Source organism: Psychrobacter sp. W2-37-MNA-CIBAN-0211 (genome assembly GCF_040309405.1).
Taxonomy (GTDB): Bacteria; Pseudomonadota; Gammaproteobacteria; order Pseudomonadales; family Moraxellaceae; genus Psychrobacter; species Psychrobacter glaciei.
The window spans coordinates 13,991-36,661 of the sequence record NZ_JBEOOU010000010.1; the positions used below are offsets into that span (position 1 = coordinate 13,991).

The window sequence follows — 22,671 nt, forward strand, 5'->3', positions numbered from 1 at the left end:
TTTACTCTAAATGTGTTTGATAGATAAAAATAAACGGCTGAAATGTCAGCCGTATTACTCATCAATTTTATGTAACTGTTTTTAGTGGTTACTTTTTAAGATAACCGATTAAGGCTTTTGTGCACGATTTTGCAATGGATCACCAATGAGCACACTGCCTGAGTTTTCACGGCGCTCTTCGTCGGTTAATTTGCTCGCTGGAATTTTTGCTTTTCGTTTCCATTTTAAGCTAAACAAATCATCACGGCGGTCAATCAGGTTATGTACCGAGCCTTCGTTACGGACGTGAGTCAGCTTATCTAAGTTCACATCTGAGAAAAAGATCATCTCAGTGTTTGCTGTGGTTTCGGCCATAATCGCATCATGCGGAAAAGCAAAGTCTGACGGTGAAAAAATCGACGACTGCGCGTATTGAATATCTAGGCTTTCAACTTGCGGTAAGTTGCCTACTGAACCACAAATCATGACATAGCATTCGTTTTCAATGGCTCGCGCTTGGGCACAGTGGCGCACGCGTAGATAGCCGTTTTTGGTATCTGTCCAGAAAGGCACAAACAAAATATCCATATCGTCAAGCGCCAGTAAGCGGGCAAGCTCAGGAAACTCAACATCATAACAGACCAAGATACCAATACGACCGGCATCCGTGTCAAATACTTTGACTTCGTCACCACCTTCGATGACCCAAGCGCTACGCTCATGCGGCGTAATATGGATTTTGCGCTGCTCTTCCACCGTACCATCGCGGCGACACAAATAACTGACATTGTATAATGTATCGTTTTCGTCTATTAATGGCATGGAGCCGACAATAACGTTGACGTTATAACTGACTGCCAGATGCGAGACTTCGTTTTTGAACCACTCGGTATAACCGGCCAAAAAGCGAATGGCGATGTTTTGATCGGTGGATTCACACAGACCCATTAATGGCGCGTTAAAGAACTCTGGTAAGCAAGCAAAATCTGAGTTGTAATCGGCCATGACATCGACAAAGAATTCTACTTGTTGCAAGAGCTCCTCAGGCGATTCAACTTCACGCATTTGCCACTGGATACCACCGATACGCACTTCTGACTTACGGGTATTCGGCTTATAATCTTGCGGCTCATAATAAATATTGGCCCACTCAAGTAGAGTAGCGAAGCCTTTAGACTGAGCGTCATCTGGCAGATAAGCGGTCAAAATACGCTTAACGATAAAACCGTTGGATAGCTGAAAGGAAAGGGCAGAGTCATGGATTTCACGCGATTCGACCGCATCGATGTACTCACCAGGGGTCAAATCTTTGTGATTGTAGTAATTAGGAATGCGACCTCCAGCCAAGATAGCTCGGAAGTTCAGCTGGCGGCACAGCTCTTTACGCGCATCATAAAGACGACGACCCAAACGGTAGCCACGATATTCAGGGTCAATCAGCGCATCCAAGCCATAAATAGCATCACCTTCTGGATTGTCTCTAATGATTTCTTTGTGCCCAATCAAATCATCATAGGTATGCGGATTCGAGAACTTGGCATAGTCCACGCGCATAGAGAGAACGATACCGATCAGCTGGTCATGATCAAACATTGCAATCTGCCCTTCAGGAAAGGCATCAATCAAGGTATGAATAGTGGTCTTTGACCATGCACCGCCCAAATTCACATAAACACGGTCCATCAAGGCTTTTAACTGCGGATAATCTTTTTTCTTGATCTCAGCAATCGTGAGGTGAAAGTCGTCTATTTTTTCGATTTTACTCATAGTCTTCCTGCTTCTCGTGTTGGTCTTGTCCGTGACACGGACGTTAATTCTTAAAATTTCTACTGGTTTTATGGGGACTTATTTATACAACAGTAAGGGCTTTAAATATTTGTGTAACAAAAGTCATAAAGATATACCAATAAAAGTCTATTGTAGTTACAATAAATTATCTTGTTATTTACAATAAGTTATAAACACAGCACTAGATTTTAAGGTGGCTTCTTAAGTTGCCTATTAATTAGCTACGTTAAAACTGGCTTGAATATTGCGCAGAATTTTAAGTGTTGCATGAGCTGTTAGCGATCCTCACTGCGCCCGCTATGATAACAAGCTAAAAGGGTAATGACAGTTTAACGTGGTAAATATTTGCTACGATTTTTTGAGTCAGTGTTTATGGCTGTTGTTATTTTTTTGCGTTTGCTCAGTGTTATTTATTACATCATCATTGTTTTTTAGGATTACTTATTTATGTCCTTACAATATATTAATATGGTCAAAATCTTAGAAGAAATAGAAGAGTCAGCGCTGATTCAGTTGGTCTACACTAGTAGCCTGACTGTAATATCGCGCTTCAATAACTCGCTATTCAATGAGGTAAAAAGTCATGCGCGTGTTTATAATGCACAGCACGGTATTACTGGTATTCTGTGTTACGGTAATGGTCATTTTTTACAATGTATTGAAGGTGAAAAGGCAAATGTATTGGCGCTACACCAGCGCATTTCTTCTGACAAGCGTCATAAAAATGTCAAGGTCTTACTACTAAGGGAGATTGATCAGCGCAATTTCGTTGATTGGCGTATGCGCTTACTGTTTTTAGAGCGTTGGCTGTGGTCACCAGCTACCAAAGAGCAAGCAACCCAATTATCATCGTTTTTGCCCTTTGTTCCGCATGCTTGGGAGCCTGAGCATACCGAAAAATTTTTACAAACTATAAAGACCTTTGAAACTGCGCCACACATTAAGGCGGCTGGAATTACTTATAGTGCATTTGCTAACATGTTTCGTCATATCATCGGCCCACATCAAGCGTTTTTGGTCGTTCAAGGGATTTTAAGCCTACTTATTCTCGTTGCTATCCTACTGTTATTTTTATAAATCACTCCTAATAAATCACTCCTAACTGGTATTTTTAACGTCTGTATGTTTCTATAAAAACAGTTTAATCAGAATAACACCCTAAAAAAGGACGCTAAGTATCGATACTTAGCGTCCTTTTTTATGTAATGTTTTCTAAAAACTTGTCTAAGCATCAAAAATCTTACCACGGTTCATAATGTTATTGGGATCAAAGACTTTTTTGACCTCTCGTAAGTAATCAATCTCCGTCTCGCTGCGGCTGTAGTGTAAATAAGGCTTTTTGGTCATACCCACGCCATGCTCAGCAGAGACTGAGCCGCCATACTTCTGTACCGTCTCAAACACGTGTTTGTTGACCACCTGACACTCGGCAAAGAAATCATCTTTGCTCATACTCTCAGGCTTTAAGATATTGAGATGCAAATTGCCATCGCCGATATGACCGAACCAGCACACTTCAAAGTCAGGATAGTTACTGCTGACAATGTGATCAATCTTGGTGATAAATTCAGGCACATGGCTAATTAATACAGAGACATCATTTTTATAAGGGGTAAATACTGAGATAGTCTCAGAGATGTACTCACGCAATTTCCATAGCTCTTCAGCTTGTGCCAAGCTTTGACTCATCACTCCATCGACGACCCAACCTTGCTCCATACAATGCTCAAATATCGCCATCGCCTTATCCATGATAGGCTCGTACGGTGCTTCAAACTCTAATAGCGTATAAAACTTGGTACGCGACTCAAACGGCTCTTGTACTTGACCATGTGCCATTAACTTATCAATCGCTACATCGTCAAAGAACTCAAATGCCGTTAAATCAATCTGCGCTTGAAAGGCAGATAGCACATTCATCACATCATTAAAGCTGTCCATACCGAGCACCATGACATTTAAGTCTTGCGGCTGACGCTCAAGCTTGATTTGTGCATGGGTGACAAGGCCAAGCGTACCTTCGCTACCAATAAACAATTGACGTAAGTCATAACCGGTGGCGTTCTTTACCATACCGCGATTCAGCTGCAAGATATCACCTTTACCAGTGACCACAGTCAGTCCCATAATCCATTGACGGGTCATGCCATAACGAATCACTTTGATACCGCCAGCATTGGTGCCGATATTGCCACCGATTTGACTTGAGCCTGCTGAGGCAAAGTCGACAGGGTAGTAGAGGTCTTTTGATTCAGCGAACTGTTGCAACTGCTGAGTGACCACACCTGCTTCAATCTCGACCATGCGATCCGCCGGATAAAACTGTCCGATATGGTTCATTTTATCCATACTGACGACGATTTCGCCATTGGCAGCGACCGCACCAGCAGACAGTCCAGTACGACCACCACTTGGGGTTAAAACAACGTTGTGCTCATTGGCAAGGAGCACGATAGATTGCACTTGCTCAGTGGTTTTCGGAAAAACAATGGCAGCAGCAGCTGGAGCAAAGTGCTTGGTCCAGTCTTTGCCCCAAGGCTCTAAGCTCTCAGCGTCGGTTTTGATTTGGCTGGCATCAAACTCATGAGTATCAATTAAAGTACTCAAAATAGCTTGGATGGCAGCTGTATTGGTTTCGGGTGTAGGCTGAGCGGTAGTTGGCGTCATGATAAAATCTCAATATTAGCGTAAACACGATGCTGGGGTTGACTATTATATAACGAAATATCTCTAAATTCAGTGATCAGTCAGCTCGTGATGGCAATAAATAGGTGATAATCTGTCTATATGGCAGGCTGTAAATTACAAAAAAATGGTCTGGTCAGTTTCAAACAGAATGATTCACTATAGCATAAAAATTTTTCAGGCTTGATAACCAATAATTCATCTAATCTCCTAACATCGACGTCGAATTTTGTGTAAGATATCGGGACTGTTTTCGTTTCATCCCTCAGACTTATCCCACTGATGATTTTTATAAGACAATTATAGGACAGTTCTCATATGGCGTTATCACTACAGAAAGACAAAATACGTTTTTTATTGCTTGAAGGTCTACATGCCAATGCTCTAAAAGTATTGGAAGGTGCTGGCTATCATAACATCGAAAATATCAGTCACGCGCTGGATCAAGATGAGCTGATCGAAAAGATTAAAGACGCTCACTTTATCGGTATTCGCTCGCGCACGCAGCTGACTCGTGAAGTACTTGAGCATGCGCACAAGCTGATCGGTATTGGTTGCTTCTGTATCGGTACCAACCAAGTAGACTTAGAAGCCGCTCGTGAACTGGGTATTCCAGTCTTTAACGCCCCATACTCAAATACCCGCTCGGTGGCTGAACTGGTATTGGCCGAAGCTATCATGCTGTATCGTGGCATTCCTGAAAAGAACGCGACCGTGCATCGCGGCGGTTGGGGTAAGTCTGCCACCAACTCGCATGAAGTGCGTGGTAAGACCATCGGTATCGTCGGTTACGGCTCTATCGGCTCACAACTGTCAGTATTGGCAGAAAGCTTCGGTATGAAAGTCATTTATCATGATGCTGTCACCAAGTTGCCACTAGGCAATGCCGTGCAAGTAAGTAACTTAGAAGAGTTATTATCAACTGCCGACATCGTGACCTTGCATGTACCTGATGTCCCAAGCACGCGCTATATGATGAAAGCTGAACAGTTCGCTCAAATGAAAGAAGGCAGTTACTTTATCAATGCTGCACGCGGTACGTGCGTCGAAATTGACGACCTAGCTGCTGTGCTTGAGTCTGGTAAAATCTTGGGCGCGGCGATTGACGTGTTTCCGAAAGAGCCAAAATCTGCTGACCAAGAGTTTGAGTCACCACTACGTAAATTTGACAATGTTATCTTGACCCCGCATATCGGTGGTTCAACCCAAGAAGCGCAGGCTAATATTGGTTTGGAAGTGGCGGACAAATTCGTTAGATACTCTGATCAAGGTGATACGGCGACCGCTGTTAACTTCCCAGAAGTGTCTGTGCCATTCAAAGAAAACTCGCATCGTCTGCTGCACATTCACAAAAACGTACCGGGCGTACTGTCACAGATTAACCGCTTGTTTGCTGAAGCGCATATCAACATCTTGGCACAGAGCTTAATGACGGAAGGCGATGTCGGCTATCTGGTCATGGATGTCGATTACAATGATTCGACCGCTGCGTTAGATCAGCTGAAAGACGTAGAAGAGACTATCCGCGTACGTATCTTATTCTAATATAGTCAATCCACTATAAAAGAGTTACAGCGTTAACCTCGCTTGAAGTATTACATATACATCTGCACTCGGTTGCCTTGTACCACTTTCAAATTGGATCAACTATATCAGCGTTGATTGTTTTGATAAGCACTGACAATTTGTCATAAAAAAAGAGAGTGCTCAATTAAATGAGCACTCTCTTTTTTGTTTAGCTTGAAGTAAGACTGTTTATCTATTTTTGGCTTGATTTGCTGCATCGGCTAATCGTTGTGCTTCAACCTTAGCGGCTTTGCGTTTCTCTATCACATCTATCACGCCACTACCGATATGCGCTTCGCCACGTTTTTGTGCCAGCTGCATTTGATGCTCACGCTCACGGAATCGGGCTTTTTGCTCATCGGTTGCCTTCTCAATACAATGCGGGCATGACTCACCTTTGATATAGGCGGAGCTTCGCATATCATCTTGAGTAATGGGCATACGGCAAGCGAAGCATTGCTCATAGCTGCCTTTTTCTAAATTGTGATTGACCGACACGCGATTGTCAAAGACGAAGCAATCGCCTTGCCACATAGAGTCGCTGGCAGGCACTTCTTCTAGATATTTTAGGATGCCGCCTTCTAGATGATAAACCTCTTCAAATCCTTGCTCTCGTAAGTAGGCAGTAGATTTCTCACAGCGGATACCACCCGTACAGAACATCGCGACTTTTTTATGCTTAGCCGGATCCATTTCTTTTGCCACGTATTCTGGGAACTCGCGGAACGTTTCCGTATTCGGGTTGACCGCATTTTGAAACGTACCGATTTTTACCTCATAATCGTTACGCGTATCGATGAGCATAACCTCAGGATCAGAGATTAGCGCATTCCACTCGCTTGGTTTTACATAGCGGCCGACCGATTGCAAAGGATCGATATTTTCGACACCCATCGTGACGATTTCTTTTTTGAGCTTCACCTTAGTACGATAAAAAGGCTGAGCATCAGTATAAGATTCTTTAAAGGTAAAACTGCCAATCGCTTCGATACTACGCAGGTAGTCAAGAACGGTGTCAATACTTTGGCGCGTACCAGAAATCGTCCCGTTAATGCCTTCAGCGGCAATCAACAAAGTGCCTTTGACGTCATTACCGAGCATGGTATTTAAGATTGGCTCACGATATTGCTCAAAGTCAGCGAAGCGCGTGAACTTATAAAGAGCGGCAACGACGATATTATTGGTGACGCTATCGTAAATGGGGGCTGACTTGTTATCAGTTACCGTGTTGTCTTGGATATTGCCATCTATATTTTTGTCTTGAGTGATGCTCATGTGTTTCTCCTGCTGGCTAGGTCGTAAACCTAGTGCGTTGGGTTAACAGTCTTATTCTAATAAACACGCTATGGTGTCATCCTCGCTTGATGTACTTTGGGTACAATCTGTGCTCGGCTTCCATATATCGCATTCATTTAAAATAGACTTGGTTGGTTTAGAATTAGGTATAACACTAGCCCGATTGTGGGATTAGCTAATGCGCGGGTAGTGTAGCAAATTTTGGTAAGATTTTGAATACTTTAATAGCGAATGGTATCGCTAAAGCAATGCCGACTCACTAAAGAAATCTTATCTGAGCAATTATCAATTTTAGGCGTTTATCCGATGAGTAGAGCTTGCTATAGTAGACGTTTGCTCATCGTTTGGTTCTATTTATTTCATTATTAAGGCGCTCGTATGTCTCTGTTTCAATCTATCGTCATCGAAAAGTATGTCCGCGAACTTGATAGCACTCAGCTAGAGACGGCTTGGCAGACTTATAGCCATTGTTTTTTAGACCTATCAAAGCAGGACAACATCCGCCTAAGTAAAGAAGAGCAATACCAAGAAGGATTCTTAAGAGATTTATTCGTCGATGTTTTTGGTTATACACTCAATCCCAATCCTAATTATAATATAACGACAGAATTCAAAAACCAAACGGGCAGCAAAAAAGCTGATGGTGCGATACTCAAAGACGGTCATGCTATTGGCGTGATTGAGCTAAAAGGTATGAATACCACAGACCTTAGTAAAATTGAGCAGCAAGCCTTTGGTTATAAAAATAATCAGCCAAAGTGCCGCTATGTCATTACGTCTAACTTTCAAAAGCTGCGCTTATATATCGATAATGCGGTCGAGTTCATTGAGTTCAATCTGTTCACCTTGACCCAAGACGATTTCGCATTACTATATTTGCTACTGCATCGTGATGGCATCATGGATGATTTGCCTGCTAAGCTAAAGTCGGCATCTCTATCGCAAGAAGAGGCGATAACGAAGCAGCTCTATAAAGATTACTCAGTATTCAAACGTGAGCTATTCAATGATTTGACCATCAATAACCCAAGCGTAGACAATTTAGTATTATTTCAAAAGTCACAAAAATTACTCGATCGGCTACTGTTTATTTTCTTCGCTGAGGACAGTCATCTGTTGCCTGCCAACTTTGCAAAGGGAATCATCAGCGAATGGGAGAAGTGGAAATCGCTAAAAATGACTGTGCCTTTGTACGATAGGGTCAAAGCGTACTTTGGTTATTTGGATACAGGTCATAAGGATGAGTATAGCGAGATATTCGCCTATAACGGTGGACTGTTCAGCACTGACGAGCTGCTGGACAGCGTCATCATCAGCGATGATATTCTACAGACCCATATCAAGATACTCTCCGAATACGACTTTGACAGTGAGGTAGACGTCAATATCTTAGGTCATATCTTTGAAAACTCATTATCAGAGCTTGATGAGGTAAAGGCGCAGCTGACAGGTGAGGTGGTCGATAAATCGCAGACCAAGCGTAAAAAAGACGGGGTATTTTATACGCCCAAATATATCACCAAATATATCGTCGAAAACACGGTCGGCAAGCTTTGTGAGGACAAAAAGTCAGCGTTAGCATTGAATGAAGAAGATTATGAGCAAGATATTACTATTAATAAAAGTGGTAAAAAACGAAAAAAAACGGATAAGAGAATTGAAGAAGAAAAGGTAGCTCTGGATAGATTAAATGCGTATCGAGATTGGTTATTACAAATAACTATTTGTGACCCTGCGGTAGGGAGTGGTGCATTCTTGAATGAGGCGCTAAACTTCTTAATCGCTGAGCATGAGTATATCGTTGAGCTAGAGACCAAGTTATTCGGTAGTGGTCTGGCTTACCCTGATATCGAAAACAGTATTTTAGAAAACAACTTGTTCGGGGTCGATATCAACGAAGAAAGCGTCGAGATTGCCAAGCTGTCACTGTGGCTACGGACAGCGCAGCCACGACGTAAGCTGAATAATCTGAATGATAATATCCAATGCGGTAACTCACTGATTGATGATCCCGCAGTCGCAGGGGACAAAGCCTTTAACTGGCAAGCAGCGTTCCCACAAGTCTTTGCAAAAGGTGGCTTTGATGTGGTGATTGGTAATCCGCCTTATTTACGCATTCAAGGACTTCAAAGTGCTTATCCTGAAATGGTTAGCTATTATGAAAAGCAATTTGAATCTGCGATGGGGAATTATGATATTTATGTTTTATTTATTGAACGCTCTTTAGATTTAATTAAAGAGACTGGACAAGTTTCACTTATTTTACCGCATAAGTTCCTTATTTCTGAGTTTGGAGAAGGCGTCCGTAGATTACTGGCAGAAAACAAGCTTGTTGCAAGTTTATTACATTTTGAGGAACATCTAGTCTTTGAAGTAACGACTTATACTTGCATTTTAACGCTTAATAAAATGTCAAAAAATGAGCTACAATTTAGCTTTATCAACCCACAAAAAATCCAAGAAATAATTGAGTGGACAAGTTTGTCTTATGACGAATTGACTCATGAGAAATGGAATTTATTATCTGATACTGAAATTAATTTATTTGAAAAATTACATAAACAACCCTTAACCGCAAAAGATGTATTTTCCAAAATATTTGTTGGATTACAAACCAGTGCAGATAAGATTTTTCTGATTGATGGTCATATTGAAGGTAATTTAGTTAAAGGCTATTCAAAATCTTTAGGCTGTGAGGTTGAGATTGAAGCAGGTCTCATGAAACCTTTGTTAAAAGGACAGGACGTAGCAAGATATAAATCTCTAATAAATGAAAACTTTGTCTTATTTCCATATAGTATTGACTCTGATGGTAAAGCAAAATCAATGACTGAAAATGAAGTAGCCCAAAACTTCCCTTTGGGCTATCAATATCTTAAAGCCAATGAAGTAGAGTTAAGAGGACGCGAAAAAGGTCGTTTTAATGAACCAAATCAATGGTACTTATTTGGTAGAAAGCAAGGTATAAACGAGGTGGAACAGTCTAAAATTATTACTCCAGAGATATCTTTGGGTTGTAATATGAGTTTTGATGTTGGGTCTATGTATCATAATACTAAGTGCTATTCTTTTATTTTAGATAAGCCGTCTGATTTGGCATATAAGTTTTATCTCTCAGTTTTAAATTCAAAAATATTATGGTTTTTTCTGTCTAATACTGGCTATGTTTTACGTGGGGGTTACTTCACTTTTAAAACAAATTATTTATATCCTTTTCCATTACCTAAACTGCCTGATAATGCTAAATATTTTTCTCAAAAAGCCGATCTAATGTTATCGTTAAACGAGCAGTTGCAGAACTCAACTGGTAAGTTTGTTCGCACCTTGCAGCGCAAATTTGATATCGACAAACTCAGTAAAAAGCTAGAAAATTGGCATGAGCTGAATTATGCAGAGTTCATCAAAGAGCTAGGCAAAAAGAAAATTAAAATGAGCTTAGGCGATGAAGCTGAGTGGGAAGAGTATTTTTTAGCTGAGCAAACCAAAGCAAAGCAGTTGATAGCAGAAATCGAACGTACCGACCGTGAGATAGATCAAATGGTCTATAAGCTTTACGACTTAACCGATGGTGAAATTGCCATTATCGAAGCCAGTTAATGTAAGTATTTATCATTATCTAAACACAAAAAATCCAGCTCAAAGGCTGGATTTTTATTCGCTAAAATAAATAGCGTTAGACTTATTTACTCTGAAACCAAGTATCCGCTTTGCTACGGGCACTAGCGATATCTGAGCTTGATAAGTTCAATGCCAACTGACCGATTTTACCGCGTGCTTTGTTACGGACTTTTTCATCTAGCATGCCATCACGGGCAGCCAAGTCGTACCATTTATAAGCATCGACCAAATTCTTTTGCTTCTCATCTAACAAAGCAAGCGTATAGCTGGCACGGTTATCGCCACGCATGGCGGCTTTTTCTAGCCAAACTTTCGCTTGTTGTAGGTTAGGCTGTACGCCTTCACCGCGCAAGTACATGATGGCAAGATTCAACTGAGCAGGGGCAACGCCTTGCTGAGCCGCTTTGGTATACCATTGGATGGCTTGCTGGGTGTTTTGGGCAATGCCTTCACCTTTTTGCAAACGTTTGGCTAAGTAAAACTGAGCGTGATCGTTGCCTTGGGCAGCACGATTAGACAATTCACTGACAGGCATTAGCTCAAAACGTGAGGTATCAAGTGGCACGTTTGATATTAACTCAGCGTTGGCAAGGCCGGCACAAGAAAACAAGGCAGTGAACAACGCAGCTTTTAATAATTTCATAGCAGCTCCAAAATTAGGCAGTTAATAAGCAAAAAGAGTTGTACCGCTAAACATTGTCTCGCTAAAGACAGTTAGACGGTGATAACAATTAGGTGAAATCTTGCGATATAAACCTACCTAATTATTAGCAATATAATTAATCGTTGAGTGTCGCAATCACCGTTAGTCGGACCGATAAACGGTCGAAATCAGGGTGCGGTTGACACTATTTTGCTAGCTTAACACCCAAACTTACGAAACTCAAATACTAATTACATGATTTAATCCTCAACGCTACCTTAGCGTCCTCAACAAAATCATAGAGTTACTAAGAGGTAATAAAGAATTAACAATGTATTAAGGTTAAAAAGGTGTTTATTAGCCATCATTAGATAGCTTAAAAGGAAGTAGAATTGCCTATGACTATACGGGTTTTTGTTTGGTCACGCGGTAAATAGCGACGTCTGCCAGCAGATTTGGCGCTTGGCGTATCAATGCTTTCATGAGCGGTGTGTGACCTTTTTCCGAATCACTAACGGCGAAGCGGTTAATAATATGAATGTCATGCTTGGCACAAAGCTGCTCAAAGTCTTTAAAGGTACATAGATGAATATTTGGTGTGTTATACCATTCGTAAGGCAGCGCTTCTGAAACGGGCATCATGCCTTTAAGCCCTAAATGCAGACGGTTTTGCCAATGGGCAAAGTTAGGGAAGGTGATAACTGCTTCGCGGGCAACTCGCAGCATATCGAGCAAGAGCACATCTGGTGACTTGACTGCTTGCAGGGCACGCGCCATGACGACGGTATCGAAGCTATCATCAGCGAAACGCGCGAGACCATCGTTCAGATCTTGCTCGATAATGGACAACCCTTTGGCGATACCATCATTGATTTTTTCTTCGTCGATCTCAAGCCCATATCCCGTTACGCCGCGATTTTGTTGCAAATGCGCGAGCAATTCGCCATTGCCACAGCCTAAGTCTAGTACATGGGACTGCGGGGCAATCCAACGCTCAGCCAATTGATGATCCATTCTCATGAGTGCTCTCCAGTTTTCTGATGGCTGTTTTTCGACTGACTGTTTTTTGACTGGCTGTCCGTGATAAATGGCGCAGTCAAAAACCCTCTGACGGCACCCATATAACGGGGGATATCGAATAAGAAGGAATCATGACCATGCGGTGCATCGACATTGATATAGTTGACGGGTTTTCCAGTCGCCATTAAGGCATCGACAATCTCTTGCGAGCGCTCAGGGGCAAAGCGCCAATCGGTGGTAAACGAGACCACTAAGTACTGACACTGAGTATGGGCAAAGGCCGCTTTGAGCGCCGCTAATTCTTGCTGACGATCAATTTCATTGTCAGTTTGAGCGTCATTGTCATTGTCGGTTTCATTATCAGTTTTTAAGTTTTCAGTGGCGACATTGTCAGTAGCTAGGTCATCTGCAAGCTCATATTTAGCGGATTTTTCGGTCGCATTTTTGGTCGTTTCGACAGACGCCGCGATTGATTCCTCAAGTAGCGCTCCAGACTCCACCGGATTTGTAGAGTCTACTGATGGTGTTGATGGCTGTACGGATGATTGTACTGACAGATAGCCACGCGTTGGGTCAAAGTAGTCTAACGCTTTGGTCATAAGCAAATAAGTATTGGCATCGAAGTTTTCGCTAAAGCGCTCGCCTTGGTAGCGTAGATAGCTCTCAACCTGAAACTCGACATCATAGCCATACATAAATTTGCCAGATTTTAAATCACGACCAAACTTGGCTTTCATCGCATCATCGGTCAAATAGGTGATATGACCAACCATACGAGCCAATATCAGTCCGCGACGAGGGTAGGTGCCAGCTTGTAAATAACGCCCGTCTTTAAAGTCCGGATCGGAGAGAATAGACTGCCGCGCCACTTCATTAAAGGCAATGTTTTGTGCGGAGAGCTTCGGTGTGCTGGCGATGACCACACAGCGTTTCAGCCTCTCAGGGTAATCGACCGACCATTGCAGCGCTTGCATACCGCCCATAGAGCCACCGACGATAGCATGCCAAACATTGATACCGAGACGGTCTGAGAGCATGGCTTGGGTTTTGACCCAGTCTTTGATGGTGACTAACGGAAAGTCAGGACCATAAACTTCTGATGCGCTAGCGCTGTCTGCTTTTTCTGAATCGACGCTGTTTGAATCGATACTGTTTGGCTTGACACTATTTGAATTAATATTGTCTGGATTAATCGTCGTTGGACCCGTCGAGCCAAAACAGCTACCGATATTATTGAGGCACACCACATAAAATTGATTGGTATCGATGGCTTTATTGGGGCCAATCATATTGTCCCACCAGCCTGCCTTTTTATCATCAGCACTGTACCTGCCTGCCGCATGATGGTTACCAGATAAGGCGTGACAAATTAATATCGCATTTGATTTATCGCTATTGAGGGTGCCATAAGTCTCTACCATCAAGTCAAACGAGGGCAAGGTTCGATTGCACTCCAAGGTCAAGGGTTCAGCGAAATGGAAGTTCTGTGGTGTGACGATTCCAACTGAGCCAACTGTATCGACTGAGCTATCCACATGAGCGTGATCTTTTGGGGAGTGGTCACTGGTAGTACTATCAGGACGTGCGTTCAAAGCTACCTCGCAAGACGACAATTATCAATAAAAAATAGGACGGCAATATGCTTGCCTATTGTATGGCGATGCGTGGATGAGCACAACCTTCGAGTTGAGTCTTTCGCGCACAGTAAAAACTCAGTGCGTATCAAATTGTAGGGTTGCTACTTTTACCATGCGTTATCGCACTATAAAATGCTACACTAATAATCGTTTATCCTATATTCTTTTTTAATCAACCTAATAATAAAATAGTACTTTATGAAACCAAAACTGTCCCCACGTATTGCTGTTCTATTGGTCAACCTTGGTACGCCTGATGAGCCGACAGCGCCTGCGGTACGTCGCTACCTAAAGCAGTTTTTATCAGACCCGCGTGTGATTGAAATCCCAAAATTCCTGTGGGCGATTATCCTGAATCTGTTTGTGTTGCCAAGCCGTCCTAAACGCGTGGCAGAAGCTTATGCCAGTATTTGGGATGGTGACTCGCCAATGCGCAATATCCTGAACCAACAAGTAGCGATGTTAGATACGCGTTTGGCTGAGCAGGCTGCACCATTTCGCGTTTCTGTCCATTCTGCAATGAGCTATGGTAATCCAGGTTTGCCCGATGTGATGGACAAACTGCGTAGCGAAGGCGTTGACCACTTTGTGATGTTACCCGTATTTCCACAGTATTCAGCGACTTCAACGGGCGCAGTGTACGATGCCATTACTAAATGGTCTCTAAAGCAGCGTAACTTGCCTAATATTACGATAGTTAAAGACTACTTCGCGCATCCTTTATATATCAAAGCATTAGCGGATAGTATTCGTCGCTTTCAAGCGGTACATGGCAAACCTGACAAGCTTATGTTTAGCTTCCACGGTATTCCGCAGCCGTATATGGATAAAGGCGATCCTTATCCTAGACGTTGTAAATGTACCGCAGCGCAAGTGGCACAAGCGCTTGGCCTAAAAGATGATGAATGGATTATCAGCTTTCAGTCACGCTTTGGTAAGCAAGAATGGGTTAAGCCTTATACCGACGTCATACTCGATGAATGGGCTAAATCAGGTGTAAAATCAGTACAAATTCTCAGTCCAGCGTTCTCAGCGGATTGTCTAGAAACATTAGAAGAATTGGCGATTGAGAACCGGGAGAACTTTCTTCATGCTGGCGGGCAAGAGTATCACTATATCCCAGCGCTGAATGCCGATGAGGCACATATTGATTTATTAGAAGCCATGAGTGCGCCATTAGTCAAAGGCTGGGCAGGCACGCTAGATGGTTGGGCTTAATTGATTAAATTTGCAAATCAAAAAATACCGGACATAGCATCCGGTATTTTTTTGTCTAAATGGTTTTAATTGAATTGACTGGAATGAAATAAAGTTGGGGTATTCGTTATCAATGTGTGAGAATATGCCAAACAACTATTTAAAACCTTTGCTAGCTTTATATTTGCTTAACTTTATCTTTAAGGATGACTATGTCCAGCTCTAACCATTCACAATCCAATGTGTCTCTACAAAAACCAAATGGACAACCACCGAACTTACCGCCAACTGATGAGTATGGCAGCCCATTACCGCAGTTATTGGCAAGTCCAAGAAAATGTGATGCAGCGGCTGGCATGAGCTGGATTGTTAAAGCGTTTGGACTGTTTAAAGATCAATCATTATTATGGTTTGGCATGAGTGTGACATTTCTAGTGATCGTTGGCATTGCTTCTTCAATACCTTTATTAAATATCCTGATCATACCGACCCTGTTTATGTTTCTTGGGGGCTTTATTAAAGGTGCAGCAGCTCAATCGGCAGGGGCAGAGCTGCGTTTTGATCATTTATTTTCAGCATTTAAAAGTCATTGGCAGCCCTTGCTAACCCTTGGCTTATTATATTTAGTAGGTATTATTATTTGTATGATTCCGCTGTTTATCGCTATGGGTAGTATGATGTTTTCTATGATGACAGGCGGTATGGGTAGTAGTTACGGAATGATGAATGATATCTCTTTAGGAAGTATTTTCCTTGGTTATCTGTTATCTGTTGTCTATGCTACTGATAATCCCACTTTATATGGCACTGTGGTTTGCGCCAGCGTTAGTGGTACTACATAACCTCGAACCCATTACCGCCATGAAAAAAAGCTTTGAAGCAGGCAAAGTTAATGTCGTGCCTATTTTAGTGTATGGTTTAATATCTGTGTTGTTGTTACCCATCCTGACCATGCTGACCTTGGGACTGGGTGTATTTTTAATACTGCCAATCATGTTGCTCACTTACTACACCAGTTACCGAGATGTTTGGACCGATCAGCCAGTGTCAGCAGTGTAGTTTTTGAATTTGATAAAACCTTAAAATTTAAGCACCTTCTAAGAAACAAAAAATCCCGCTCAATGCTATCGAGCGGGATTTTTTATGACTGAATAGTTATCCTAAAAAGCATCATCGTTACTACGTTCTGCTGCCTCTCTATCAGCGATATCCATCGCATCTGGATAATTATTGTCATCTAAATTGTCTTGAACCAAGACTTCATCGACACGTGATTCGTCGATATTTTGGTGATGCATGGGCGTTAGTCCTTGCGTGGCATCTGTACCGACTTCTGAATTATCAAACCCAGCACTATTGTCAATCACATCATCATTATCAATCGTGTGCAGCATAGGATTGTCTAGATTCACTTCTTGATTATTATCATTGATGTTTGTATCACCTTCAATGTGATCCATATTTTCTGGTAGTGGACTCTTTGAATTGTCCATAGTGGTTTCCTTGTTATTGGCGGTTATTATTAGATAATTATCAGCTGTTATTGTTGATTTTGTTTATCAAGATTCATTTATCAAAGTTAGTGTGACGCGTTATGATAGCTACTGATAGTAGTAAGGTGTCACAGGATGTTCAAAAAATGTAAGACGGACAATAAATAAGAGGTGCTTAATGGTCGCCAGCAAGAAGGGTTTACTCACATTCTCGTTAATAACAGCCTCGTTGATGGGTGTCACGGTAGGCATGACAGCTTGCGAACGTTTGCCTTTTATTAATCCTGAGGGTATGAGAGAAACGAGTCATGTACAGCCGCCGCTTATAATCGATGCCAAGCTACCAAAAGCTACAACGATAATAAATTGTGCACCATTGAAACCTAAGCAGACATTGACGGTAAAAGGTCATAGCGCACTCAGTAACGGCTGTGATTTGACAGGCAAGTCGATACGCTTTGAGCTGAACCACTCAAACAGCTCACTCGACTGTCGAGGCGCACGGCTTAGTACCACGGCTGATGACCCATCAAAAGCTAGTGCTATTACCATTAAGCCTAAAGCGGATGTGGCTATCGACAATATTGCCGTTGCTAATTGTCATGTGGAGGGCTACGGTCATGCGCTGCACATTCGCCAATATAGCAATCCCAATCAGCGTTACGCGCGTGGCTTTATTAATCCTGCTGCCAACCGTGCTCTTGCGCCAAGCAATATCCGAGTCATTAATGCCAGCAGTCGTAATAGTATCAATAGTGGGATGTTCGTCGGCGATCATGTGCATGACATCACTTTTGATAAAGTGCATATCCAAAACGCAGGCACCGTTGGGCTCTATTTAGAGTTTGGTAGTCGCGATAACGTGATTAAAAACTCTGTGTTCGTCGGGAATGGTTTTCGTACGTTTAAACCCAATCGTGAAGCTATCGCCGTCGATTCATCGAGCAACAATCGTATCGAAAACAATCAATTTATCCATAATGGCGCAGGCAGTATATTGTTATATCGCAATTGCTTTGAGCACGCCGATGACCCGACACGGGGCAACCATTTTAAACGTACTGAATCGAGCCGTGACAATATTATCGCCAACAATATTTTTGAAGATGAGCCAGTTGGTGTATGGGTGGCATCCAGACAGTCACGCAATCTGAAAGGTTTTGAATGCGGTGCTTATTTGGTTAAGCAAACGCCATTTGCCAGCTATCATTTAGACAGTGCTAAAGACAATCAGATCATTAATAACCGTTTTGAGCAAGTCGAGCAGGGGATTATCGTAGAGGATGACGGCACGCTGATTAAGGGCAATAAGTTCGCAGCAAACGTCCGCTTACCTATCAGTGTTGGTTCTGAGATTCGTGAACAAAGCACAGTCGGAGCAATAATGAATACGCAGATTAAAAACAATACCTTTATCGATAAATCTATCGAACAAGCCATTGAGATTAGCGCTGCAAGCAAAACGGCTACCCATGTTGAGTAGCCGTAGATATTTAAGCAATATTGATAGACCATAAACACTGCACTGACGGTTTTAGTGATTGGCGTGGCTCAATCCATCATTTAACTTGTGCAAGAGGCAGGATTCAAAGTCGCTTAATGTAAACTTCCATAAATACAGCAAGGCAATCAAATAAATAAGGGTTTCAGCCAGCTCTTCAACTATCCCACCAAAAGCGTGAGGGAAGACAATAGCGTTCTCTCCCATATACTGTATCACAGCCAATACAGTGACACTGAGATAGAGTGAGACATGAACGTTCTTCAACACTGCCCAAAGGTAACGCCTCGAGTAAGCCAATAAGCCAAGCGCAACGAGGTAAATAAGGGTCAGTACACTGTCTTCCCACCAGTCATAAGACTGATTGAGAAATGAAAAATCACTGGGAACCAGTAAATCTGGTAGATAGTTCAACTCTCGACGAATAACAGCGACAAAAACCAGCACTGTTGCCAACCAAAAAGCCTTAATTTGTCTGACATGACTCTGTATAACATATTGCGAGCTGCGCAATAAACATGCTATCAACAGTATAATGCCAGGGGCTTCAATGATGCCATCTGAACTCAAAATAAATGACTCCCGATTTTTTAAAAACAAAAAAGTGAGCGCAAAGGCTCACTTCAAAGCAAAAAATAATGAATGAATAATTATGATTTAATGTGCCACCATTATAACGCCTATACTGAGATATTACCGTTATAAAATATAACCAACTGGTCATAAGTGATTGTTAATATGAATAATAGTTAGGGCGTGTCTTCAATTCACTCGATAGTCATCTGAATGGGCTAAAAATTGCTAAATCTTGCCAAACATCGTCAAATAGCTGGTTAATATCCCGATATTATCTGCACTATTTTTCTTGTTTGACGGCAATTTATCTCATTTTTATCACCATTTTTGAAATGAAGACACGCCCTAATCATTCATTGTAGTCTTGGTTATTAGAAATTTTTACTTTTTCTAAGCATCTAAAGACCACTTATCTCAGGTCTAAGCGAGTGACAGTCTGTAATTAATGCGCCTCATCCCAGTTTTGACCACTATCAGTCTCGACCAATAATGGCACTGCAAAATTGACGTTCCAGCCTTTTTCCACGGCTGTCGTCCTTAAGACATCTTGCATTGCATCGGTAATCAACTGGCTAATCTCATCGACCTTATCGGCATCGACTTCGAACACCAGTTCATCATGGACTTGTAGCAGCATTTTAGCTTGCTCTTTTGGCAATACCTTATCGACGGCAATCATAGCAAGCTTAATCAAATCTGCCGCTGAGCCTTGTAGTGGTGCGTTAATCGCAGCACGTTCAGCGCCTTGCTTGACCATGCGGTTGCTATGGGTGATATCAGGGGTATAGAGTTTACGACCTAATATCGTCTCGACATAGCCTTGCTCATGGGCACTGGCACGAGTATTGATCATGTAGTTTTTGACGCCCGGATAGCGATCAAAGTACATGTCGATATAGTCTTGCGCCTCATTGCGGCTCATCTGTAATTGCTTGGCAAGTCCAAAGGCACTCATGCCATACAGTAGTCCAAAGTTAATGGCTTTGGCATTACGGCGCTCGGTCGAGGTAACGTCTGCGACATCCTTACCCAGTACTTCAGCAGCGGTGGCAGCGTGAATATCTAACCCTTCGTTAAAGGCGTCAGTTAAGTTCTTATCACCTGAAAAATGTGCCATGAGACGCAATTCAATTTGTGAATAATCCGCTGCGAGAATCACACGACCTGCTGGTGCGATAAAGGCTTGGCGAATTAGGCGACCAGTTGCAGTACGAATCGGAATGTTTTGTAAATTGGGATCAGTCGAAGATAAACGACCCGTGCTGGTCAATGCTTGGTGATAGCTGGTATGCACACGATCAGTCTCAGCATCAGCCACATTATCAAGCGCATCGGTATAAGTGCTTTTGAGCTTAGATAGTCCGCGATATTCTAAGGTGATATCGACCAATGGGTGATCAATTTTCGATAGTATGGCTTCACCAGTAGAGTATTGACCGGATTTGGTCTTTTTGCCACCCGGAACACCGAGTTTCTCAAATAACATTTCGCCGAGCTGCTTAGGTGAGCCTAAGTTAAATTCTTCGCCAGCGATTTCATAAGCCTGTTTTTCAAGCACGATAATTTCTTCATCGAAGCGCTTAGATAATTCGTTTAAGAATGGGCGTTTAATTAAAATGCCATTTGCTTCCATTTGACAAAGTATCTCTGCCGTTGGAATCTCTAACTCATGTAGCAGCTTGGTATTATTGGCATCGTTCGCCAGCTCAACGCTAAACACCTCAAATAATTGATAGGTAATGTCAGCATCTTCACAAGCATAGTCACTGGCGATATCGATGGCGACTTGGTCGAACGTAACTTGCTTAGCGCCTTTACCCGCGACCTCCTCAAAGCTAATAGTCTGCGTTTGTAGATAATGACGCGCCAAATCATCCATACCGTGGCGAGTGGCCGCTGCATTAATCACATAGCTGGCAAGCATGGTATCCATGGCCCAATTATTGGGTTGTTCATGAATGGCACCGACCAAATCGATATCATAATGACTGAGAATATGCGCATCGTATTTTAGGTGTTGACCGATTTTACCGATATTTGGATTTTCTAAAATTGGCTTTAGGCGTGTCAAAACGGTATCACGGTCGAGCTGTTTAGCCGTTAGCTCGTCACCCTCTAGACTATGCGTCAGCGGAATGTAGTACGCTTCATGTGCTTGCACAGCAAAGGACAAACCGACGATTTCCGCCTGACGCCAATAAACGCTAGTGGTCTCAGTATCTATAACGAAATGTGGCGTAGATTCTAGTAGTTGGATCAGACTCTCAAAAGCAGGCTCGTCTAAAATCGTGTGCCATGCTCTATCAGGATTTTGGCTGTCTTTGAGATTATCCATCTTGCTTGATTGTAGCGACTTAGCGATTTGTGCTTGTGATTCAGCATCTGCTTGACTGTCAGCGACACTCTGCGAGCCATTGGCAGGATGGTTTGGGTGGTCAAGAGACGCTAGCTCGTTTCTAAACTCAAGCTCATTATACAATTCGCGTAATTCGTCTATATGAGCACAAGGATCGGTATTGATTTTCAGATCGTTCCAATCTTGACCGATAGCTAAGTCTGTCACGATGGTGGCCAGCTTCCTATTAAACGGAATGTCATCAGCGTGTTCAATCAAACCTTTAGCACCGCGACCTTTGATAAAGCCAATATGCTTTAACATATTGCCGATGTCGCCATACTCAACGAGTAGGTCTTTTGCCGTTTTTTTACCGATACCAGGCACGCCTTTGATACCGTCTGAGGCATCACCCATCAAGGTCAAAAAATCAATCATTTGGTTTGGCATGATACCAAGTTTGTCTACGACCGCTTGAGTGTCCGTGACTTTGCCAGTAAAGCTGTCTTCCAATATGACGCAGTCATTAACCAGTTGCACCATGTCTTTATCGCCGGTGGAGATGACGACGTGATGGCCTTGTTCGACTGCACGATGCGCCAATGTCCCGATGATATCATCGGCTTCTGCGCCCTCGATGCGCAACAGCGGAATACCTAATGCGGTCACCAAGCGATGGATATAAGGAATCTGCTCTACCAGCTCTATGTCGATGGGCGGACGAGCGGCTTTATAATCAGCAGACATATGATGGCGAAAAGTGGGTGACTTGGTATCAAAACAAACTGCCATATGAGTGGGGTGATAGCGTCGCATCAGTTTAAGCAAGGCATTGAGCGTGCCACGGATGGCATTGGTTATTAGACCTTGCGAGTTTTGCATGGTTTTTGGCAAGGCATGATAAGTGCGAAACAGATAGTAAGAGCCATCAACCAAGATAAAAGGGGGCTGATTGCTGTCCACATGACTAGTGTCCATGGTCGCCACATTGGGCATGGTATCAAAGTTTGGCAAAGCGGCAGGATCAATCGCTTGATGGGAGTTGTGGTCACTGTCGGTAATGGAGTCGGTCATAGGATCAGTCATAAAGGTCACTTATCAGCTATTAGATAGAAATATGTGCTTATTATAACGATAAAAATGACGTGTGCCGAACTGCTTAAAAGTTATGATAGGTTCTATAGTTAAAATATTATAAAAACGCGACGGTATGGCTGATATCAATTTTCCTTGCTTGCTGCTATCACAGAGGCTACGAAAAATTCATCCCAGTCGCACTGTATCTGTTTTAAAGTGAATCCACTATAACGTTATTATTTTTTGACCAAAATTTAAGA

At 42.5% G+C, this 22,671-nt stretch carries 16 protein-coding genes; 7 read left to right on the forward strand and 9 right to left on the reverse strand.

From position 1 onward, the window contains the following. Positions 1 to 108: 108 nt before the first annotated feature. The gene (locus AAEY72_RS10060) at positions 109 to 1,746 is read right to left on the reverse strand and encodes a carbon-nitrogen hydrolase family protein (RefSeq protein ID WP_189582640.1); all 1,638 of its coding nucleotides are present in this window, start codon (positions 1,744 to 1,746) and stop codon (positions 109 to 111) included. Between the two features lie 468 nt (positions 1,747 to 2,214). On the opposite strand from AAEY72_RS10060, the gene AAEY72_RS10065 reads away from it, so the two are divergent. Next, the gene (locus AAEY72_RS10065; RefSeq protein WP_352310414.1) at positions 2,215 to 2,844 is read left to right on the forward strand and encodes a BLUF domain-containing protein; all 630 of its coding nucleotides are present in this window, start codon (positions 2,215 to 2,217) and stop codon (positions 2,842 to 2,844) included. Positions 2,845 to 2,991: 147 nt separating this feature from the next. Here AAEY72_RS10065 and AAEY72_RS10070 read toward each other — a convergent pair whose 3' ends face one another. Further along, the gene (locus AAEY72_RS10070; protein ID WP_352310415.1) at positions 2,992 to 4,434 is read right to left on the reverse strand and encodes a D-2-hydroxyglutarate dehydrogenase; all 1,443 of its coding nucleotides are present in this window, start codon (positions 4,432 to 4,434) and stop codon (positions 2,992 to 2,994) included. 336 nt (positions 4,435 to 4,770) lie between these two features. Here AAEY72_RS10070 and serA point away from each other — a divergent pair, with 336 nt between their 5' ends. Further along, on the forward strand, positions 4,771 to 5,997 hold the full coding sequence (gene serA / locus AAEY72_RS10075; RefSeq protein ID WP_194621246.1) for a phosphoglycerate dehydrogenase: 1,227 nt from the start codon (positions 4,771 to 4,773) through the stop codon (positions 5,995 to 5,997). A 210-nt stretch (positions 5,998 to 6,207) separates the two neighbouring features. Here serA and trhO read toward each other — a convergent pair whose 3' ends face one another. After that, positions 6,208 to 7,293: an oxygen-dependent tRNA uridine(34) hydroxylase TrhO gene (gene trhO / locus AAEY72_RS10080; protein ID WP_352310416.1), complete on the reverse strand. Its 1,086-nt coding sequence runs from the start codon at positions 7,291 to 7,293 to the stop codon at positions 6,208 to 6,210. A 399-nt stretch (positions 7,294 to 7,692) separates the two neighbouring features. Here trhO and AAEY72_RS10085 point away from each other — a divergent pair, with 399 nt between their 5' ends. Further along, complete coding sequence (locus tag AAEY72_RS10085; protein ID WP_352310417.1) at positions 7,693 to 10,911, forward strand: Eco57I restriction-modification methylase domain-containing protein; 3,219 nt, start codon at positions 7,693 to 7,695, stop codon at positions 10,909 to 10,911. A gap of 82 nt (positions 10,912 to 10,993) precedes the next feature. On the opposite strand, the gene AAEY72_RS10090 is transcribed toward AAEY72_RS10085, so the two are convergent. The 3 genes from AAEY72_RS10090 to metX form a co-directional block, all read right to left on the reverse strand. Next, the gene (locus AAEY72_RS10090; RefSeq protein ID WP_010201739.1) at positions 10,994 to 11,575 is read right to left on the reverse strand and encodes a tetratricopeptide repeat protein; all 582 of its coding nucleotides are present in this window, start codon (positions 11,573 to 11,575) and stop codon (positions 10,994 to 10,996) included. 402 nt (positions 11,576 to 11,977) lie between these two features. Then, a complete protein-coding gene (metW, locus tag AAEY72_RS10095; protein ID WP_010201738.1) occupies positions 11,978 to 12,595 on the reverse strand; it encodes a methionine biosynthesis protein MetW in 618 nt (205 codons plus the stop codon). Continuing rightward, positions 12,592 to 14,130, reverse strand: a complete 1,539-nt coding sequence (gene metX / locus AAEY72_RS10100; protein ID WP_352310466.1) for a homoserine O-acetyltransferase MetX — start codon at positions 14,128 to 14,130, stop codon at positions 12,592 to 12,594. The genes metW and metX overlap by 4 nt, the downstream gene beginning before the upstream one ends. Before the next feature lie 300 nt (positions 14,131 to 14,430). On the opposite strand from metX, the gene hemH reads away from it, so the two are divergent. The 3 genes from hemH to AAEY72_RS10115 all read left to right on the forward strand — a co-directional run bounded on the left by hemH (position 14,431) and on the right by AAEY72_RS10115 (position 16,488). After that, the gene (gene hemH, locus AAEY72_RS10105; RefSeq protein ID WP_352310418.1) at positions 14,431 to 15,450 is read left to right on the forward strand and encodes a ferrochelatase; all 1,020 of its coding nucleotides are present in this window, start codon (positions 14,431 to 14,433) and stop codon (positions 15,448 to 15,450) included. 191 nt (positions 15,451 to 15,641) lie between these two features. After that, positions 15,642 to 16,271 (forward strand): hypothetical protein, encoded by a 630-nt coding sequence (locus tag AAEY72_RS10110; protein WP_352310419.1) that lies wholly within the window; start codon positions 15,642 to 15,644, stop codon positions 16,269 to 16,271. Further along, the gene (locus AAEY72_RS10115; protein WP_352310420.1) at positions 16,231 to 16,488 is read left to right on the forward strand and encodes a hypothetical protein; all 258 of its coding nucleotides are present in this window, start codon (positions 16,231 to 16,233) and stop codon (positions 16,486 to 16,488) included. The genes AAEY72_RS10110 and AAEY72_RS10115 overlap by 41 nt, the downstream gene beginning before the upstream one ends. A 101-nt stretch (positions 16,489 to 16,589) precedes the next feature. Here the strand turns inward: AAEY72_RS10115 and AAEY72_RS10120 are convergent, their stop codons facing one another. Then, positions 16,590 to 16,922 carry a hypothetical protein gene (locus tag AAEY72_RS10120; RefSeq protein ID WP_352310421.1) on the reverse strand — a complete coding sequence of 111 codons (333 nt, stop codon included), beginning with the start codon at positions 16,920 to 16,922 and terminating at the stop codon, positions 16,590 to 16,592. A gap of 178 nt (positions 16,923 to 17,100) precedes the next feature. On the opposite strand from AAEY72_RS10120, the gene AAEY72_RS10125 reads away from it, so the two are divergent. Beyond that, positions 17,101 to 18,405 carry a right-handed parallel beta-helix repeat-containing protein gene (locus tag AAEY72_RS10125; protein WP_352310422.1) on the forward strand — a complete coding sequence of 435 codons (1,305 nt, stop codon included), beginning with the start codon at positions 17,101 to 17,103 and terminating at the stop codon, positions 18,403 to 18,405. 51 nt (positions 18,406 to 18,456) lie between these two features. Here AAEY72_RS10125 and AAEY72_RS10130 read toward each other — a convergent pair whose 3' ends face one another. Further along, on the reverse strand, positions 18,457 to 18,879 hold the full coding sequence (locus tag AAEY72_RS10130; RefSeq protein ID WP_502945364.1) for a hypothetical protein: 423 nt from the start codon (positions 18,877 to 18,879) through the stop codon (positions 18,457 to 18,459). Positions 18,880 to 19,441: 562 nt separating this feature from the next. Beyond that, positions 19,442 to 22,420 carry a DNA polymerase I gene (gene polA, locus AAEY72_RS10135; RefSeq protein ID WP_502945365.1) on the reverse strand — a complete coding sequence of 993 codons (2,979 nt, stop codon included), beginning with the start codon at positions 22,418 to 22,420 and terminating at the stop codon, positions 19,442 to 19,444. Positions 22,421 to 22,671: the final 251 nt, after the last annotated feature.

Coding starts and splice junctions, on each gene's coding strand:
- metW (WP_010201738.1), bottom strand. CDS start 12,595: ATGAGAATGGATCATCAATTGGCTGAGCGTTGGATTGCCCCGCAGTCC.
- AAEY72_RS10125 (WP_352310422.1), top strand. CDS start 17,101: ATGGTCGCCAGCAAGAAGGGTTTACTCACATTCTCGTTAATAACAGCC.
- AAEY72_RS10065 (WP_352310414.1), top strand. CDS start 2,215: ATGTCCTTACAATATATTAATATGGTCAAAATCTTAGAAGAAATAGAA.
- serA (WP_194621246.1), top strand. CDS start 4,771: ATGGCGTTATCACTACAGAAAGACAAAATACGTTTTTTATTGCTTGAA.
- hemH (WP_352310418.1), top strand. CDS start 14,431: ATGAAACCAAAACTGTCCCCACGTATTGCTGTTCTATTGGTCAACCTT.
- trhO (WP_352310416.1), bottom strand. CDS start 7,293: ATGAGCATCACTCAAGACAAAAATATAGATGGCAATATCCAAGACAAC.
- polA (WP_502945365.1), bottom strand. CDS start 22,420: ATGACTGATCCTATGACCGACTCCATTACCGACAGTGACCACAACTCC.
- AAEY72_RS10090 (WP_010201739.1), bottom strand. CDS start 11,575: ATGAAATTATTAAAAGCTGCGTTGTTCACTGCCTTGTTTTCTTGTGCC.
- AAEY72_RS10085 (WP_352310417.1), top strand. CDS start 7,693: ATGTCTCTGTTTCAATCTATCGTCATCGAAAAGTATGTCCGCGAACTT.
- AAEY72_RS10115 (WP_352310420.1), top strand. CDS start 16,231: ATGGCACTGTGGTTTGCGCCAGCGTTAGTGGTACTACATAACCTCGAA.
- AAEY72_RS10110 (WP_352310419.1), top strand. CDS start 15,642: ATGTCCAGCTCTAACCATTCACAATCCAATGTGTCTCTACAAAAACCA.
- AAEY72_RS10060 (WP_189582640.1), bottom strand. CDS start 1,746: ATGAGTAAAATCGAAAAAATAGACGACTTTCACCTCACGATTGCTGAG.
- AAEY72_RS10070 (WP_352310415.1), bottom strand. CDS start 4,434: ATGACGCCAACTACCGCTCAGCCTACACCCGAAACCAATACAGCTGCC.
- AAEY72_RS10120 (WP_352310421.1), bottom strand. CDS start 16,922: ATGGACAATTCAAAGAGTCCACTACCAGAAAATATGGATCACATTGAA.